This window comes from Neisseria sp. (genome assembly GCF_030527965.1).
Taxonomy (GTDB): domain Bacteria; phylum Pseudomonadota; class Gammaproteobacteria; order Burkholderiales; family Neisseriaceae; genus Neisseria.
This window is the reverse complement of sequence record NZ_JAUMZU010000011.1, coordinates 41,556-58,705: the sequence shown is the minus strand read 5'-3', so window position 1 is coordinate 58,705 and position 17,150 is coordinate 41,556. Positions and strand designations below refer to the sequence as shown.

At 51.9% G+C, this 17,150-nt stretch carries 18 protein-coding genes; 10 read left to right on the top strand and 8 right to left on the bottom strand.

Features of this window, described 5'->3' with window-relative positions; genetic code table 11:
- The first annotated feature begins 140 nt into the window (after positions 1–140).
- The 3 genes from Q4A84_RS06425 (at position 141) to Q4A84_RS06415 (ending at position 2,235) form a co-directional block, all read left to right on the top strand.
- The gene (locus tag Q4A84_RS06425) at positions 141–578 is read left to right on the top strand and encodes an outer membrane protein assembly factor BamE (RefSeq protein WP_303088107.1); all 438 of its coding nucleotides are present in this window, start codon (positions 141–143) and stop codon (positions 576–578) included.
- A gap of 21 nt (positions 579–599) precedes the next feature.
- Positions 600–1,406 carry a 4-hydroxy-tetrahydrodipicolinate reductase gene (dapB, locus tag Q4A84_RS06420; protein ID WP_303088106.1) on the top strand — a complete coding sequence of 269 codons (807 nt, stop codon included), beginning with the start codon at positions 600–602 and terminating at the stop codon, positions 1,404–1,406.
- A gap of 517 nt (positions 1,407–1,923) precedes the next feature.
- Positions 1,924–2,235: a hypothetical protein gene (locus Q4A84_RS06415; protein ID WP_303088105.1), complete on the top strand. Its 312-nt coding sequence runs from the start codon at positions 1,924–1,926 to the stop codon at positions 2,233–2,235.
- Positions 2,236–2,368: 133 nt separating this feature from the next.
- Here Q4A84_RS06415 and Q4A84_RS06410 read toward each other — a convergent pair whose 3' ends face one another.
- The 4 genes from Q4A84_RS06410 to Q4A84_RS06395 form a co-directional block, all read right to left on the bottom strand.
- Positions 2,369–3,799: a DHA2 family efflux MFS transporter permease subunit gene (locus tag Q4A84_RS06410; protein WP_303088104.1), complete on the bottom strand. Its 1,431-nt coding sequence runs from the start codon at positions 3,797–3,799 to the stop codon at positions 2,369–2,371.
- Between the two features lie 110 nt (positions 3,800–3,909).
- Positions 3,910–5,541, bottom strand: a complete 1,632-nt coding sequence (locus tag Q4A84_RS06405) for a sigma 54-interacting transcriptional regulator (RefSeq protein WP_303088103.1) — start codon at positions 5,539–5,541, stop codon at positions 3,910–3,912.
- A 44-nt stretch (positions 5,542–5,585) separates the two neighbouring features.
- Positions 5,586–7,445 (bottom strand): ribonuclease catalytic domain-containing protein, encoded by a 1,860-nt coding sequence (locus tag Q4A84_RS06400; RefSeq protein ID WP_303088102.1) that lies wholly within the window; start codon positions 7,443–7,445, stop codon positions 5,586–5,588.
- 78 nt (positions 7,446–7,523) lie between these two features.
- Positions 7,524–9,038: a polyamine aminopropyltransferase gene (locus Q4A84_RS06395; protein ID WP_303088101.1), complete on the bottom strand. Its 1,515-nt coding sequence runs from the start codon at positions 9,036–9,038 to the stop codon at positions 7,524–7,526.
- Between the two features lie 166 nt (positions 9,039–9,204).
- Here Q4A84_RS06395 and Q4A84_RS06390 point away from each other — a divergent pair, with 166 nt between their 5' ends.
- The 7 genes from Q4A84_RS06390 to pyrI all read left to right on the top strand — a co-directional run bounded on the left by Q4A84_RS06390 (position 9,205) and on the right by pyrI (position 14,579).
- Entirely contained in the window at positions 9,205–9,603 is a 399-nt protein-coding gene (locus Q4A84_RS06390) for a DUF350 domain-containing protein (protein WP_303088100.1), read from the top strand.
- 221 nt (positions 9,604–9,824) lie between these two features.
- The gene (locus tag Q4A84_RS06385; protein ID WP_303088099.1) at positions 9,825–10,838 is read left to right on the top strand and encodes an SPFH domain-containing protein; all 1,014 of its coding nucleotides are present in this window, start codon (positions 9,825–9,827) and stop codon (positions 10,836–10,838) included.
- 62 nt (positions 10,839–10,900) lie between these two features.
- Positions 10,901–12,592, top strand: coding sequence for a DUF4178 domain-containing protein (locus Q4A84_RS06380; protein ID WP_303088098.1), 1,692 nt, complete (start codon positions 10,901–10,903; stop codon positions 12,590–12,592).
- A complete protein-coding gene (speD, locus tag Q4A84_RS06375) occupies positions 12,589–12,945 on the top strand; it encodes an adenosylmethionine decarboxylase (protein WP_303088097.1) in 357 nt (118 codons plus the stop codon). The genes Q4A84_RS06380 and speD overlap by 4 nt, the downstream gene beginning before the upstream one ends.
- A 75-nt stretch (positions 12,946–13,020) precedes the next feature.
- Positions 13,021–13,176: a hypothetical protein gene (locus Q4A84_RS06370; protein WP_303088096.1), complete on the top strand. Its 156-nt coding sequence runs from the start codon at positions 13,021–13,023 to the stop codon at positions 13,174–13,176.
- Between the two features lie 12 nt (positions 13,177–13,188).
- Positions 13,189–14,109 (top strand): aspartate carbamoyltransferase, encoded by a 921-nt coding sequence (pyrB, locus tag Q4A84_RS06365; RefSeq protein ID WP_303088095.1) that lies wholly within the window; start codon positions 13,189–13,191, stop codon positions 14,107–14,109.
- A gap of 11 nt (positions 14,110–14,120) precedes the next feature.
- Positions 14,121–14,579 (top strand): aspartate carbamoyltransferase regulatory subunit, encoded by a 459-nt coding sequence (gene pyrI / locus Q4A84_RS06360; protein ID WP_303088094.1) that lies wholly within the window; start codon positions 14,121–14,123, stop codon positions 14,577–14,579.
- 84 nt (positions 14,580–14,663) lie between these two features.
- Here pyrI and crcB read toward each other — a convergent pair whose 3' ends face one another.
- Genes crcB through minD form a run of 4 tightly spaced genes read right to left on the bottom strand, consistent with a single transcriptional unit; the run spans position 14,664 to position 17,111 of the window.
- Positions 14,664–15,050, bottom strand: a complete 387-nt coding sequence (gene crcB, locus Q4A84_RS06355; RefSeq protein ID WP_303088093.1) for a fluoride efflux transporter CrcB — start codon at positions 15,048–15,050, stop codon at positions 14,664–14,666.
- A 43-nt stretch (positions 15,051–15,093) separates the two neighbouring features.
- Positions 15,094–16,017 (bottom strand): hydrogen peroxide-inducible genes activator, encoded by a 924-nt coding sequence (locus Q4A84_RS06350; RefSeq protein WP_303088092.1) that lies wholly within the window; start codon positions 16,015–16,017, stop codon positions 15,094–15,096.
- A gap of 5 nt (positions 16,018–16,022) precedes the next feature.
- On the bottom strand, positions 16,023–16,295 hold the full coding sequence (gene minE, locus Q4A84_RS06345) for a cell division topological specificity factor MinE (protein ID WP_303088091.1): 273 nt from the start codon (positions 16,293–16,295) through the stop codon (positions 16,023–16,025).
- Between the two features lie 3 nt (positions 16,296–16,298).
- Positions 16,299–17,111 (bottom strand): septum site-determining protein MinD, encoded by an 813-nt coding sequence (gene minD, locus Q4A84_RS06340; protein WP_303088090.1) that lies wholly within the window; start codon positions 17,109–17,111, stop codon positions 16,299–16,301.
- Between the last annotated feature and the right edge of the window lie 39 nt (positions 17,112–17,150).

Sequence of the window (17,150 nt, the reverse complement as noted above, 5' to 3'; positions counted from 1 at the left end):
ACCGAAATAATGTGAATGTCGTTATAATACGCATTTTTAAGCCATTTGCCCACTATCGGATGATAAAGGTTTTTAATTGGTAAACCTTTATACAACAAGGCCTATTAAACACACTTGACCCCCATCGGAAAGGTAACAACGTGAACAAACCCCTCCTTCTTGCCCTCCTCCTCGCCACCGGCCTGGTCGGTTGCAATGCCGAGCGCATCTCCAATATTCCCTCCTACAAACTGAAAGTCGTGCAAGGCAACGAGCTAGATCCGCGCACAGTCGCCTCTCTGCAACCGGGCATGAGCCGCGAGCAAGTTCAAGCCTTGCTGGGTACGCCGCTGTTGCGCCCCGCCTTCCGCTCCAACCAATGGGACTACACTTTTGAAATCAGCCGAAACGGCATCATTCAAGAGCTGCGCAACCTTACCCTCACCTTCCAAAACGACCAACTGGTCAAAGCCGAAGGCGATGCCATCGAATATGCCATCAACCAGCTCAAAGCACGCTACGGCGAGCAAGCCGTGCAACAGCAATCCGCTGCGCAAACCCAAAGCGCACCCGAGCCGATATGGGCACCCGACCGTTAACCCGCCAACAGGATTCCTGACATGACACCCTTGAAAATCGCCATTGCCGGTGCCAACGGCCGCATGGGCAAAGTCTTGGTAGAAGCCGTGTGCAACAATCCCGCCGCAACCCTGAGCGGCGCCTTGGAGCATGCCGGTTCCGACGCATTGGGTCTCGACGCAGGGCACGCTATCGGCATCAAAACCGGCATTGCCATTACCGACGATATTGATGCCGTATTGAATGCCAGTGACGTGCTGATCGACTTTACCCGCCCCGAACCCACCTTGGCGCACATCGCCAAATGCGTAGAGAAGAATGTTAACATCATCATCGGCACCACCGGCTTCGATGACGCCGGCAAGGCTGCCATTACAGCGGCAGCCCAACAGACCGGCATCGTCTTTGCCGCCAACTTCAGCGTCGGCGTCAACCTGACCTTCCATATTCTCGACACCGTAGCCCGCGTTTTAAACGAAGGCTACGATATCGAAATCATCGAAGCGCATCATCGCCATAAAGTAGACGCACCCAGCGGTACCGCCCTGCGCATGGGCGAAGTGATTGCCAGCGCCTTAGATCGCGACTTGAAGCAATGCGCCGTCTACGGCCGTGAAGGGCACACCGGCGAGCGCAACCCGCAAACCATCGGGTTTTCCACTGTTCGCGCCGGCGACATCGTCGGAGACCATACTGCTTTGTTTGCCACCGACGGTGAACGCGTTGAAATCACCCATAAAGCCTCCAGCCGTATGACTTTCGCCGCCGGCGCCGTCAGAGCCGCCGTGTGGCTGCAAGGCAAAAAAGGCTTATTCGACATGCAGGATGTGTTGGGCCTGAAAAGCTAAACTTAGGTTATTTCAAACGGACGGCAGTGCCGTCCGTTGTTTATTTTAAAACCCCAATGCTCGGCTAAAAAAATAACTCGCCCCCAATCTCTTTTTCTCTTATTTCGTCTTAAAGTTTCAATCAAGCATCGGCTGATAAAGACAGCCTGCTGCAAATTCGGATTGCCTCTACGTTCCACCGCTCTCCAGTCATCAGACTCATCCTCCTTTCTACTCATTCAGCTCTGTTTCTGTTAATCAACATACCGTTTAAACAAAATACAAGCCGCTTGGTTGTTATATTGCAACAGTAATTATTATCATAAAAAATGATCACTTCTACCTTGATTAAAGAAACTATATTTAAAACAATTAATTATCTCAACAATAAAACCAAACAAAACCATTTACACCATACCTAACCGATTTTTCAGACAGGCATCTTATGTATGAATGGGTAAAAAAAAGTTTTAGCAGCTCCCCCAGATTGATTTAGCAGATAAAATGTATCCGTCAATCTTAGTAAGAGAAACCCCACATGCCTCAAAACAACCTTCGCAACATCGCTTTATTTTTAACCGCTTCCGGCATTTTGTTGGCACCGGTGCTCTTGATGATTGCAGGTACCGCTTATTTAAACCAAATGCTGGCTGTTAATTGCATTCTGGCGGCTTTCTTATCTTCTTTGCTGATTCAATCGGCTCATATGCGCGCTATCAGCGGTTTGGTTTTATTCGGCATTGCCATGACCTTATTAATGCCCGCCATGCCGTTTATGTATATTTTCGCCGGCGCTGCCGTGGGCGGTCTGCTTACTTGGTGCGTACCGCTTTTGCCCAAAATGGCTTAATCATCAAAATTTACAGCCTTTTGATCTGCCTTTCGGCAGATTGAGCAGTGCCCAAAAATAAAACCTCGGAATCGATATACTTGAATTCCGAGGTTTTATTTTCGTCATACATAGTTCGATAGGAAGCGTATTTTTACGCGCCACCCCGCTCATGGCTTTTTAACTTGAACGCGCACAGTGCCACCAACGCGGCCATAATCAATCCTGCGCCGAATGCCCAATGCACACCGTGCATCAAAGCGGTTTGCGGCGCGCCTTTCTGCATCAGCATAATCTGCTCGCCAACCTGCGTCGTACCCACAAAAAAGGCGGCGCCCAATGCCCCCGCAATCGGGTTGACCGTGCTGATAATGGCCGTTCCGTGCGGATACATCGGTTTCGGCAAGGCGTTCAAACCATGCGTTTCCGTTACCATAATCATGGCGGCCGAGGCCGGCACCAGTGTGAATACCACAGCCAGCAACCATGTCGGGCTGTCGGCTCGAAACAGCAACAGCATCAATACAAACGCGATCAATAGCAAACAAACGCCGGGTATCACAATCCGGCGCGCACCCTTTTTATCCAACAGACGGCCCATCAGAGGCGACAAAACCGCTTCAGCCACGCTACCCGGCAGCAACACCAAGCCGGTGGCCGTGGCCGACAGCATGATTACCTGCTGCATATACATCGGCATGACCAATTCCATACCGATGAAAACAAACATCACTCCGGCCAGAATCAGAATTGCCAAGCGGTATTGCGTGTAGCCCAATACTTTCAAATCAATCAAGGGCACGGCCAACATCCGTTGGCGACGAACAAAAGCAAACAAAACCACCAACGACCCTGCAAAAATCATGCCGGCCTTAAGCATCCCTAGGGTAGCGAAATTACTGCTCGAATAAACCAAGCCGCCAAAACCGATAATGGATAATATCGCCGAAACAAGATCGATTTTCGGTTTGTTCAAAGGTTGCAGATTGACGGTCAGATATTTCAGAGCCAACAGAATGGACAAAACGGTAAACGGCACCGTAAACAGAAACAAATAACGCCAGCCGAGGTGGTCGACGATGATGCCGGACAGCGTCGGGCCGATGGCAGGTGCAATGATGAACATCATGGTGACGATGCCCATCACGGTTCCGCGACGGTTGGGCGGATAAATCAGCAAAACAGTATTGAAAAGCAGAGGAACGGTAAACGCGGCCGAAACGGCTTGCAATATTCTGCCGGCCAATAAAACATCGAAACTTTGCGCAAAAGCGGCAATCAGCGATCCGATGAGGAATGTGCCCATCGTAATCATCAGCATGTTGCGCGTGGTAAACCATTGAATCACATTGGCGGTAATCGGCGTGCATGCCCCCATTACCAGCAGAAAACCGGTGCTGATCCACTGCACCGTGGTTCTTTCAACATGGAATTCTTGCATCAGCGTCGTCAAGGCCACATTGAGCAACGTTTCGTTCAGATAGCCGAAAAACGCCCCGATAAAAACAGTAAACATAATCAGCTTGCGCGGAAAGTTCGGATTATCGGCAAAAAATTCGTAAGAAGATGATGTTGGCTCAGACATAATGACACCTGGTTTCCATTTAAAAAACACCCACTGTTTTACCAAGCACAAAACAGCGGGCGTTTTTTAAAGTTTTTCCGTTGCGTGCCGTTTCAGACAGGCATTGGCCGTCACGGCTCTTGTTGTGCCGCCTGTGCTTTTTTCAATTTCTCCAAACGGTAGTAAAGCTGACGGGTCGACAAACCCAGCATTTGTGCCGCTTGGGTTTTATTACCGCGGCAGTAAGTCAGCGTTTCCTCGATTTTTTCCAACGAATGGGAATCGGCCTGCAGATAAGGGCGGGCCTGGTTTCCCTGCAAAGCAAAGCCTTTCGGTTTGGCGCCGCCCGCTTCTTTAGCAGGATCAGGCTTTGGAAAAGCCGCTTTGATCGGCATATCGGTCAGACCCGACAATAACTGCCACACTTGCGGCCCGTCGGCCGTATTGCCAGCCGAAGTGCGCACCAGTTGCTCGATGAAATGTTCAAGCTGGCTGACGTTACCCGGCCAATTATAATGCTGCAGCTGCTGCATGGCTTCGCCTGTGAGGTTGACATTCCGATGATGCACGCTATTGAAGCGGTGCAGAAAGAATGCGGCCAGCTCGGGAATATCGCTGCGGCGCTCCCGCAGGCTGGGAATTTTGATGGATACGACAAACAAACGGTAGTACAAATCGGCATTGAAACGCCCTGCTTCCACCTCTGCCGACAAATTAAAACGTGTTGCCGTCAGAATGCGCGCGTTAACCGGTATGGCTTCGGCATGGTCTTCCCGCCGCACCGCATTCTCCTGCAAAACGTGCAACAAACGCTGCTGTTGCTGTTCGTTCAAATCGGTGATTTCATCGAAAAACACGGTGCCGCCGTCGGCCTGTTCCAACAATCCGGGCTGCGCCCCTTGGCCGAAGATTTCCCGGTCGAAATCCGCCCCGTCAATATCCTGACGGCTGATTTTAATAAAGGGAAAACCGGCTCGGCGGCCTGCGGTGTGCAACGTACGGGCAAACATTTCCTTACCGCTGCCGTTTTCACCCAATAACAATACGTTGGCATTACTATGGGTAACGCGCTCCAGTTCGCCCACGGCTTTGAGCAAAGCGGCCGACGAGCCGACGATGCCGTAACGCTGGCTGTGCGACTGCAAGGTTTGCTTGAGCTTCTGATTCTGGTTTTGCAGAACTTGAGTGCGCGCCTGATGGTTTTCGTGGATATACAGCAGCTGGCCGACCAGCGTGGCGAGTATGCGCAGCAGGGAAACGTCATCGTGCAGCGCCCGCGTGCTGAAGCGTGCCCGATGGCAGGCCAGCACGCCGAACGTTCGATTATGCGCGGCAATCGGCAAGGCGATAAACATGGTTTTTTCTTGCGGCAACTCTTCACGTTTGACCGTACGGCCGAGAAACAACGGGTCTTGATTGATGTCGTCAACCACAATCATATACGAATGCGCCAGCACGGTGCCGGTAATGCCTTCATTCGGCGCGTAAACCCCGCGCGCAACCTGCTCGGGCGACATACCGTAAGAATAGGCGATGGCGGCGTTTTCATCTTCGGTATGCTGCAACACAATCCGCCCTTGGTTCAGGCCGAATAATTCCGACATCAGCTGAAGCATGGTTTTGAGCGCGGTGGCATGGGCGCCGTTGTCTTTGCCGAGGTTCTGGATGACCTGCTGCAACAGCAGCATTTCTTTGGCGCGCCAGTCGCTCCGTTCGGCTTGGGTATTCTTGGGCATAAGCGTATTGTTGGTTGATTGTGGCATGACAGCAGCCATGCCTGTCTGAAAACTTTTCAGACAGGCATAGTTTATGCTTGAACCACAGCGTTAACGTAATTCAGACCCAGAATCTGTTTTTCCGGATCCACTTCGGTAACAGCCAGTTTGACTGTGGTTTTCGGCGGAATTTCCAACGGAATGCCGGTGGCGCGCGTGGTTAGCGGCAGGCCGACAAGGCGCACGACCTCTTCTTTCAACAACAGGCCGTTGATTTCACGAATACCTTGCTGTTGCAAGTAAACCATCGACCAATAGGCTTCCATCTCGCGCTGAAAATCATTGTAAGCGGCATAAGTGGTTTCAAAATCGCGCAATGCGGCAAACAGCATGCTATCGCCGGTTTGGAAACGCGGCTCGGCATGCTCGGCAATCAGGCTGATCAGTTGCTTTTGGTTGATATAGTCGGCGGCACGGCGCAACGGCGACGTAAACCAGCCGTAATGCGGCACGCCCATGCCGATGTGCGGCTCTGAGCGCGTACTCATGCGTACTTTGCCCGTAGGCTGCACGCGAAACAAACCGGCCGTTTCTTGTTCATGCAGCATCTGCGCCCAAGTGCTGTTGGCCAGAATCATCATTTCCGACACCAGCGTATCAATGGGCGAGCCGCGCTCGCGCACCGTGATTTCGACTTGGCCGCCTTCCGCAAATCCGATGCCGTAATCATATTGCGGTGCGGCATCGGGATCGTATTTACCTCGTTTTTGTTGCAAAGCCAAGGCCAAGCGGTATAACCATATTAGCGATTTATGATGCGCAAACATGGCTTCGCCTTCCGCATCCAGCCCGGTTTGCCGGTTGAAATGCGGCTCGATGGCGCCGATGCGCAGATTCTCGCTGATGCGCACGCGCTCCAGCCGGGTTTGCGGATTGCTCACGTTCAACGCTTCATCCACATCGAAATAAATGCTGACCGCAGGGCGAGCCTCGCCCGTATCCAAGCTAAACGCGGCAATCCAATTATCCGGCAGCATGGTAATTTTGCCGCCGGGGAAATATGCCGTGCTCTGGCGCTGGAAAATGACTTTCTCAATCGCGCTACCCGCTCCTACCGCCAGCGCAGGCGCGGCGATATGGATGCCGATGCGTTTGCCGCCGCCATCAAGCTCCTGAACCGATAGCGCATCGTCCACTTCCGTGGTGCTTTCATCGTCAATCGAAAAAGCCTCCACGCCTTGCGCTTCCGGCAAATCGGCCAACGCGGGCACTTCAATGTGCGCAAAACCCGTGCCTTGAGGATAGTTTTTCAACTCAAACCCTTCAAGCATAAACTGCGCCAGCGAGCTGACGCCGCCGGTTTGCTTGGCCAATTCGTAAGGCGAGAGCTTCATTGCCGCGGCGGCTTTGGTGAAGGCTTTGTAGGTTAGCGCCTGCTTATCGGGCGCATGCAATATGGTTTTCAAATCGGCGGCCACTTCCGCCGGCAAGCAGCCTTGCTGCAATGCCTGCGACCAGTTTTCCATCTGTTCGTCTTGTTGCTTTTTCCGCTCGATTGCCGCCAGCGCCTGGCGCAATGTTTCTTCAGGTGCCGCTTTGAAAATGCCTTTGGCTTTTTTATAGAAATAAGCCGGCGCGGCATATAACGCGATTAGCGTGGCCGCCAGCTCAGTCGGTGCAGGTGCGTGGCCGTAATATTCTTGCGCCAGCGTTGCGGCATCGAATTCTTCCTCGCCACACGCTTCCCATAATAAATCGGTATCCATCTGCGCCGCTTCGTTTTGCGCGTTTTCCAGAAAGCGCTCGGGCTCGTCGTTGAATTCTACAGATACGTTTCCCGCCTTGATTTTGGCGCGTTTGCCATGCGGTGTTTCGGCTTGGTAATGGTTGTCGTTTTTCTGAATAACCGAAGCGACCTTAAATTGGCCGCTTTCTTCATAAAAAATATTCATGTCTATGTCATTTAATCTTTAAGAACGTGATTTTAACATAATGCCTGTCTGAACAGGACTTTCAGACAGGCATTGGTTTCAGCGTATCACATTCGCCCAATCTTTCTCAAAATAATTAACCAGCGCCTGCGTGTTCAGAAAATTCGGCTCGACTGGGCGCCGCGCCATATCAGGCGGAAACCGGAACATTTCGGCGGCGGTCTGCGCGTTTAGAAAACGGGTCGGAACGTCGAATTTCTGCAATGCGGGAAAATGGTTTTCCTTGGCCGCCAACACGAAGCCCCATTCGCCGAAAGAGGGAACGTAAACATGATAAGGCGCGGTATGCAAGCCGGCCGCTTCCAGCGTAACAACAACCGACCAATAGGCATTGGGGGCGAAATAAGGCGAAGTGGATTGCACGGTTATCAACCCGCCCGGGGCGAGGTGCCGTGCAAGCAAGCGATACATCGGCACGGAATAAAGTTTGCCGAGCGAGAAATTAGAGGGATCGGGAAAATCCACGATGATGACATCGAATTGCCCGCCCGTTTCTTCCAGCCACTTGCCCGCATCCGCGTTAATAATGTTCATCTTGGGGTTGCTGAGAGCGCGGTTATTGAGTTTGCTTAATTCGGCGGAATGTTTGAACGTGTCGGTCATCGTCGGGTCTAAATCGACCAGCGTTACCTTTTCCACCTGCGGGTATTTGAGCACCTCCCGCGCGGCCAAACCATCGCCGCCGCCGAGAATCAGAATATGGCGCGCTGCAGCCGCCATTTGCATGGCCGGCAACACTAGCGCTTCATGATAACGCGCTTCGTCGCGCGATGAAAATTGCAGATTGCCGTTGATATACAGCCGCGTATCGTCTTTCCAACGCGTTACCACCAGCCGCTGATAGGGCGAGTGGCTTTCATACACGATAGGGTCGTCGAAATAGCGTTGTTCGGCGCTGAAGGTAATTCGGTTCGCATAAACAAAGGCCACACTCAAAACCAGCAACACAATCATGCCGCGCAAACGTATGGCGCGGTAACGCGGTAGTTGCGCTCGGAAAGATTTGGCAGTCAGCATCGCAACAGCAGCATTCAAGAGGCCAAACAGCAATGCCGAACGCGCCATGCCCAATTTCGGCGCCAATACCAGCGGAAACAACAGCGACACCGCCAGCGCACCGAGATAATCAAACGTCAGCACGCGCGCAACCAACTCTTTAAAATCGGCCTGTTGCTGGTTCAGCACCCGCATCACCAGTGGAATCTCCATGCCGACCACGGTGCCGACAACCAATACCAGCGCATAAAGCAAACTGCGGAAAGGCGCAACGGAAAAACCGAAAACCACAAACAAAACCAGCGCGCAAAGGCCGCCCACCACGCCGACCAATAATTCGATTTCGATAAACCGCGACAGCGCGTCTTCGTCTTTAATGTATTTGGTCAGATGCGCGCCGATGCCCATTGCAAAAAGATAAAGGCCGATGATGGAAGAAAACTGCAAAATGCTGTCGCCCAGCAAATAGCTGGCCAACGCCGCCATAATCAGCTCGTAAGCCAGCCCGCAACTGGCCACGATAAAAACAGAAATAATCAGAGTGCGGTTGAGTTTCATGATTTTCAGACAGGCACCAGGGCTTGAAAAGCCCGATTATAACAGCTCGGCACCGAATGCCTGCCTGAAAAACGGCCTTCAGACAGGTATTTATCGTTTTTGCGGCAGGTGCCTGTTTTTGTGGCATAATCATAGCAACATACCTGAATAAAACATGGGAGCAACCGTGAGTATTTCTCTCGAGCAATATTTGATTTATCTGCAATACATGCTGGTCGGCATCGCCATGACCGCAGCATTCGCCGCCGTTTACCTGCACATCACGCCCGCCGAAGAAATCCGCCTAATCCGCAACGGCAATCTGGCCTGCGCCTTATCGTTCGGCGGCGCCATCGTCGGTTTTTGCTTGGCGTTGGCTTCCAGCATTTCACATAGCGTCAGCCTGCCCGATTTCGTGTTATGGGGCATAGGCGCCGCTCTGATTCAAATTCTGGTTTATTTCGCCGCCACCAAAATCGTGCGCGGTGCCAATGAAGAGCTGATTAACAACAATGTCGCGGTAGGCACCTTGTTCGGCGCGTTTTCCATCAGCATCGGCCTGTTAAACGCCGCATGTTTAAGCTGATAAAAATTGATACAGCTTTGCAAATGGCTCATTTGAAAGTTGCGACCACCGCCACAAACTAACTACTGGCAGCAAAATCCAAGGGCAGAAAACGGCTGTATGAATAAAGATTTACGGCAGAGAAAAATGCAACGCAAACCGCCGTTTGACGATCAGTAAAATGCCGCTCGCCAGAGTACCTGCCGGTTTATTTTGAGTTATTCAATCACAAGGAAAATCATATGCTTGGGAACTTTATCAAGAAGCAATTCATCGATGTCATCCAATGGCCCGATCCCGACGAATCCGTGCTGGTATGGCGTTTTCCGGTTGCCGATCAGGAAATCCAAAACGGCGCCAGCCTGACCGTGCGCGAAGCGCAAATGGCCATGTTTGTCGACGAAGGCAAAACCGCCGACGTTTTCTCGCCCGGCCGCTACACGCTCAACACCAACACGCTGCCCTTGCTAACCAACTTGAAAAACTGGGACAAGCTGTTTCAATCCCCTTTCAAGTCAGACGTTTATTTCTTCAACACCAAACAGCAGCTCGCCCGCAAATGGGGCACCGCCCAGCCGGTAACCGTGCGTGACGCCGAATTCGGCGTGGTGCAGCTGCGCTCGTTCGGCATGTATTCCTACCGCATCAGCGAACCAGCCGCGTTTTTCAAAGAAGTTTCCGGCGTAGGTGCCAGCTACACCGGCGAGCAGCTGGAGCAACAACTGCGCAACATCGCGATGACCCAGCTGGCCGCGGCTTTCGGCACTTCCGGCATCCCTTTTCTGGATATGGCAGCCAATCAAGTATTGCTGTCGCAAAAAATGAGCGAGCTGCTGGCGCCCGAGTTTACCAAACTCGGCCTGACACTGGAAAACTTCACGGTTGAAAGCATCACCTTGCCGGAAGCCGTACAAAAAGCACTCGACAGCAAAATGTCGATGGACATCATCGGCGATATGGGCAAATACACTCAATATCAAACCGCTCAATCGATTCCTCTGGCCGCACAAAACGAAGGCGGCCTGGCCGGAATAGGCGCCGGCATCGGCGTGGGTGCCCGCATCGGGCAGGCGATGGCAGGCGCGATGGCGGGCATGGCACAGCCGCAAGCCGCCGAATCGGCTACGCCGGCTGCCGCCGCAGAAGATGCTCAAGCCAAACTGGCGAAACTGAAATCCTTGTTGGATAATGGTCTGATTTCAGCCGAAGATTATGCAAAAGCCAAAGAAGAAGTATTGAAGCAACTGATTGGCTAAAGGATACAATGCCTGTCTGAAAATCGTTTTCAGACAGGCATTGCAGGAACAAGCGATTTTCTATGAGCGAACCCTTATTTAAAACCGATTGCCCCAGCTGCGGCGCACCCGTACACGCCCATTCGGCCACCGCGGTAACGCTGGTGTGCGGCTATTGCCACAGCATGCTGGTGCGGCACGACGGCGGTATTACCGACACCGGTCGCGATTCCGCCCTGCTGGAAGACTTCAGCCCCTTGCAGATAGGCACCACGGGCAAATTAAACACGTCCGGCTTCACGCTAATCGGCCGCCTGCAAGTGCGTTACGACGAGGGCATGTGGAACGAATGGTATGCCCTGTTTGACGACGGAAGCACCGGCTGGCTCTCCGAAGCGGGAGACCTTTACGTATTCACCCGCTCGGTCGGCGACTTGCCCGCCGACACCCCTGCCTTTGAAGATACGCGTGCCGGCTTCAGCACCATTACCTACCAAAGCAAAAGATTCATCGCTTCCGATGTGCGCAAAATCACCCTGCAACGCGCAGCAGCGGAAGGCGAGCTGCCGTTTCCCTTGCAACCGCAAAGCATCAACCGCGTATCCGACTGGCGCTGGGAAAACGTTTTTCTAACGCTCGATTATGCCAACAACCAACCGGAAGGCTTTCTCGGTCGCGGCGTAAACTTGGCCGAACTGCAACTCACCCACACGCGCAGCGACGAACAAATTACCGAAAGCGCCGGCAAGCTCAAAGGCAGCCGACAATCGGAAAACTGCCCCAATTGCGGCTCTCCCGTACACTGGATTAACGGCATAACCGGCACGGTGGTCTGCCCTGCCTGCGGCAGCGAATTGGACACTTCCGCCGGGAAAGCGGAGCTGATTCAGGCCAATCACATGCGGCAGGCGCAGGAAGAAGCGCTACGGCTGCCACTCGGTTCGCAAGGCCGCATCAACAATACGGTTTACACCGTAATCGGTGCAGTGCGCAAAGACGAGCTGCCCGCGCAGGATACATTCGACGCGCTTTATGGAAAACCCCCAAGCGGCATGGTGCCGGAAGGCTCATGGATTGAATATCTGCTGTATAACCCGCAAGCCGGTTTCCTATGGGTTGTCGAAACCTCCGAAGGAGAATGGAGCCTGTCTGAAACGCTTAACGACTGGCCGCGCCTCGATATCAACGGCCAGCCGCAAGGTTGCCCCAAACTTTACGATTACGGCGGTCGGGTCAGTTATGCTGCCGGCGCCTTTTACTGGCATGTTAGGCAAGGCGATCTGAACTATTATTCCGACTATAAAACCGGCCAAAACAAGCTGTCGGCCGAATATTCAGCCGAAGAATTGGCTTGGAGCAAAAGCACGCCGGTCGCCTATGCGCAGATTGCCGAATGGTTCCAGCTCAAGCAGACAGACATCCCCAAATATACGGCTCAAATGTCTGCCGCCACAGTATCGTGGACACTGGTTGCTCTGATGTCGGGCATCTTCGTCATCCTTAATCTGCCAACCTTAGTCTCGTCAACAGACATCATCTGGTCGCTCATTATTTTGGCCATCGGCCTATTTTTCCTGTTTAAAAAATCCCGCGGCGACAACGGCGAGCAACCAACCGTATCCGCCTATCTCATCTCATCGCTTATCATCATTGCCTTCTTTACCTTTTTCAACTATTTGTCTACGGCTGAAGACAATACCAACAGCAATAGCTATTTCGGTACCGGAACAGGTTTCGGCGGGCATAGCGGCGGTTTTTCCGGAGGGCACAAATGAGCTATCATCCAAGCAGCCACGGCCTATTGGATTTGTATGGCTGCGAAGCCGCGCTGCTGCGCGATGATGCCTGTCTGAAAAACCTATTGCAACAAGCCGCAGCCGCAGGCGGCGCAACCATTCTGGGCGGCCATTTCCACCGTTTCGGCGGGGAAGGCGGCGTTACCGGCGTTTTGCTGCTGGCCGAATCGCATATCAGCATCCACACCTGGCCGGAACACCGCTTCGCCGCCATCGATATTTTCCTATGTGGCCAGATGCAGCTGGAGCAAGTCCGTCGTTTCTTGTGCGACGCTTTCAAACCAGAGCAAACCGAATGGTCGGTTCGGCTTCGCGGGCAAAATTTAAGCTGACGCATGATCACCTTCATGCCTGTCTGAAAACATTTTCAGACAGGCATCGTTTATGCGATAATCACGCCAAACAATTTGCAACGGAATCATCATGCAACCCATAACCCATACCGCATCACTCAGCCGAGCAGCCGCAACAACGCTGCCGTAAACAGCCCGTTTTATTTGGTAAAACGGGTTTTTTTACGGCCACGCCGCCCTGCCCGTGCCAATCCGTTTCCCGCTTTATGAAAAGGAATGCCAATGGCCAATCTTTTATACCGGAAAAACCTGATTTCCATTTCCGATCTCTCCACCGAACAGCTCGAATTGCTGCTGCACACTTCGCTCAAGCTGAAAGCCGAGCCGTGCGACCATTTATTGGAAGGCAAGCTTATCGGCTCCTGCTTTTTCGAGCCGTCCACCCGCACCCGCCTTTCCTTTGAAACGGCCGTACAGCGCCTCGGCGGTAAAGTCATCGGCTTTGCCGACGGCGCCAACACCAGCGCCAAAAAAGGCGAAACGCTGGCCGATACCGCCCGCATCATTTCCAGCTACACCGATGCCATTATCCAGCGCCACCCTAAAGACGGCGCTGCCCGCGTGTTGGCCGAATTTTCCCAGGTTCCGGTCATCAATGCCGGCGACGGAACCAACCAACACCCAAGCCAAACCCTCTTGGATTTGGTTACGATTTACGAAACACAAGGCACTTTAAGCAACTTAAAAATCGCCATGGCAGGCGATCTGAAATACGGCCGCACCGTACACTCCCTTGCACAAGCGCTCAAACGCTGGAAATGTAGCTTCGCATTCGTCTCCCCGCCAAGCCTCGCCATGCCGGCTTACATCACCGAAGAATTAGACGAAGCAGGCTGCACCTATGAAATTCTGCCCGATTTGGAAAGCGCCATCGAATGGGCAGACATCCTCTACATGACCCGCGTACAGCGCGAACGCTTCGACGAGCAAGAATTTGCCAAAATCCAAGGTAAATTCAACTTAAGCGCCGATATGCTTGCGCATGCCAAGCCCAACCTGCGCATCCTGCATCCACTGCCGCGCGTAGACGAAATCCACCCCGATGTTGACCCGACGCCTTACGCCTATTATTTCCAACAGGCAACCAACGGGGTCTATGCCCGCCAGGCCATTTTGTCATTGATTCTGAACGAAGAAATATAAGGAGCGCCAATATGGGTCAAAAACAACTCAGCGTCGAAGCCATCGAAAACGGCACCGTTATCGACCACATTCCCGCCGGACTGGGTTTAACCATCCTGCGTCAATTCAAATTACTTGATTACGGTAGCGCCGTAACCGTAGGCTTCAACCTGCCGAGCAAAAGCTACAGCCATAAAGACATTATCAAAATCAAAGATGTATGGTTTGATGAAAAGGCCGCCAACCGCTTGGCCTTATTCGCCCCGGAAGCAACGGTCAACGTTATCGAACGCTTCAAAGTGGTTAGAAAATTGCAACTTCAACTGCCGGAAACCATCAGCGAAGTGTTCCAATGCCCCAATGCCAATTGCGCCAGCCACGGCGAGCCGGTAACCAGCCGTTTTTACGTGCGGCAACACCAAGGCAGCACGCGATTGAAATGCCATTACTGCGAAAAAACCTTCGCACGAGAATCCGTTACCGAAGCTTAAAAAACCGGTTCGCAAAGTAAAAGCCTGTCTGAAAGCCACTCCATAGCAGCTTTCAGACAGGCTTTTTTAAAAAACAGGCGATAACTACGTAATATTTCTCAAAGTCGCAACCGTCATCATCCCCAGTATCGTCCAGCATAAAGAGCCGAACAAATGCAATCCGGCCGTCAGCAAGGCAGCACCCCATCGCTGCGCCTGCAGCATATTGACCACTTCCAAAGAAAAGCCTGAAAAAGTCGTTAAACTGCCGAGAAAACCGGTAATCAGAAAAAGCTGCACGTTCGGGCTCATTTCTGGCCAACGGGCAAACAAAGCAGCAAACACACCAATTAAGTACGCACCGATCCAATTCGCCGCCAAAGTGCCAAACGACAGCCAACTAACCGTCTGGGCAAGCCAAATGCCCAAACACCAGCGCAATAAAGAACCTATCGCCGCGCCGGCAACAATAAAAGCAATACTGAACAACATAAATTATGAAAAATGCCCGAATAATTCGGGCAGAAAAATCAGGTTACGCATTGTGCAAAAAATGAACACCAGCCAACTTAGATTGAAAAATCGCCTGGCGAATGGTGGCAAGCGCTTTAGGGCGTACAAAATTACGGCGGTAAGCCAGAATAATGCGCCGGCTGGGCGCCTCTCCCTCAAACGGAATAATACTGAACAACATATGGTCGTTTTCAGTTAAGGCCGTAGCAGGCAAAACGCTGATACCCAAACCACTGGCCACCATATGGCGGATGGTATTGATAGAACTGCCTTGCAGCGTATTGGTCAAGCCGAGAATTTTCTGTCGGGAAGCCAAATCAGAACAACTATCCAACACCTGATCACGCATACAGTTGCCTTCGGTTAGCAAAAGCACTCGCTCCTCCGACAACTGGTGAGTACTCACTGCATCCAGTTCTTCAAAAGGATGTCCTTTAGGCACAATCACAAAAAACGGCTCGTCATACAACGGCAGATTGACCACGCCCGGCTCATGGAAAGGCTCCGCCACAATAATGGCATCCAAATCACCGCGTTTGAGCGACTCGGTAAGCGGGTTGGTATAGTTTTCATCCAGCATTAACGGCATTTTAGGCGCGGTGCTGCGCAAGGCCACAATCAATTTTGGCAAAAGATAAGGCGCCACGGTAAAAATCAGCCCGAGCTTGAGTGGACCTTCCAACTCATTTTGTTCTTCGGTAGCAAGATGTTTGATAACATCCGCCGCCTCCAACACTTTTCTGGCCTGCGCGATAATCCGTTCGCCCGCGTCAGTAGTGATAATCTCGCTGCTGCTGCGGTCGAACAAAGATACAGCCAGCTCTTCTTCCAGCTTTTTAATCGCGATAGAAAGTGTCGGCTGACTAACAAAACAACGCTGGGCAGCGCGACCGAAGTGTCGCTCTTGCGCCACGGCAACAATGTAACGTAATTCGGTCAAGGTCATGTGTATTAACTTTCTTTTTTCGGGTCTTTTTGATCGGGCAGCGTGATGTTTAATTCGAGCACATCAAGGCCGTTCTGCTTTTCTTGAGAAATGCGAATATCGTCTAATGATACATTAACGTATTTCGACAAAACCTCCATCAATTCTTTCTGCAAAGTCGGCAGGTAATCCGGCGCCTGATCTTTCACACGCTCCTGCGCGATAATGATTTGCAGACGATCCCGTGCGATTTGGGCGGTTTTGGGTTTCCGGCCGAACAAAATATCAATTAGAGCCATGAATTAACCTCCAAACAGGCGTTTGAAGAAGCCTTTTCTTTCGGCATCCAGAAAGCGCATCTCACGGTTTTCGCCCAATAAGCGGGAAATCACGTCTTTGTAAGCTTCGGCGGCAATAGCGTCTTGTTGGTGGATAACAGGCGCACCGGCATTAGAAGCCTGCAACACATTTTGCGATTCGGGAATCACACCGATTAAAGGAATGCGCAGAATATCCTGAATATCCTGAACGGAAAGCATTTCGCCTTTTTCTACACGCTCGGGCGAATAACGGGTAATCAACAGATGCTCTTTAACGCTTTCCCCCTGCTCCGCCTTACGGCTTTTGCTACCCAAAATGCCGAGAATCCGGTCGGAGTCGCGCACGCTGGAAACTTCCGGGTTGGTGGTAATAATGGCTTCATCGGCAAAATAAAGCGCCATCAGCGCTCCGGTCTCAATACCGGCCGGTGAATCGCAAATTACATATTCAAAACCCATCTTCTCAGTTAATTCGGTCAAAACTTTTTCTACACCTTCTCTGGTCAGAGCGTCTTTGTCGCGTGTTTGAGAAGCAGGCAAAATAAACAGGTTGTCGCAGTGTTTATCTTTAATCAATGCTTGAGTCAGATTGGCTTCGCCTTGAATCACATTAATCAAATCATATACTACACGGCGCTCACAGCCCATGATAAGGTCAAGGTTACGCAAACCGACGTCGAAATCAATTACGGCGGTTTTATGACCGCGCAGAGCCAAACCGGTTGCGATGCTGGCGCTGGTAGTGGTTTTTCCTACGCCGCCTTTACCTGAAGTTACTACAATAATTTTTGCCACGGGAATTCCTTCTGTTTCGATTTATTTAAAATGTTGATT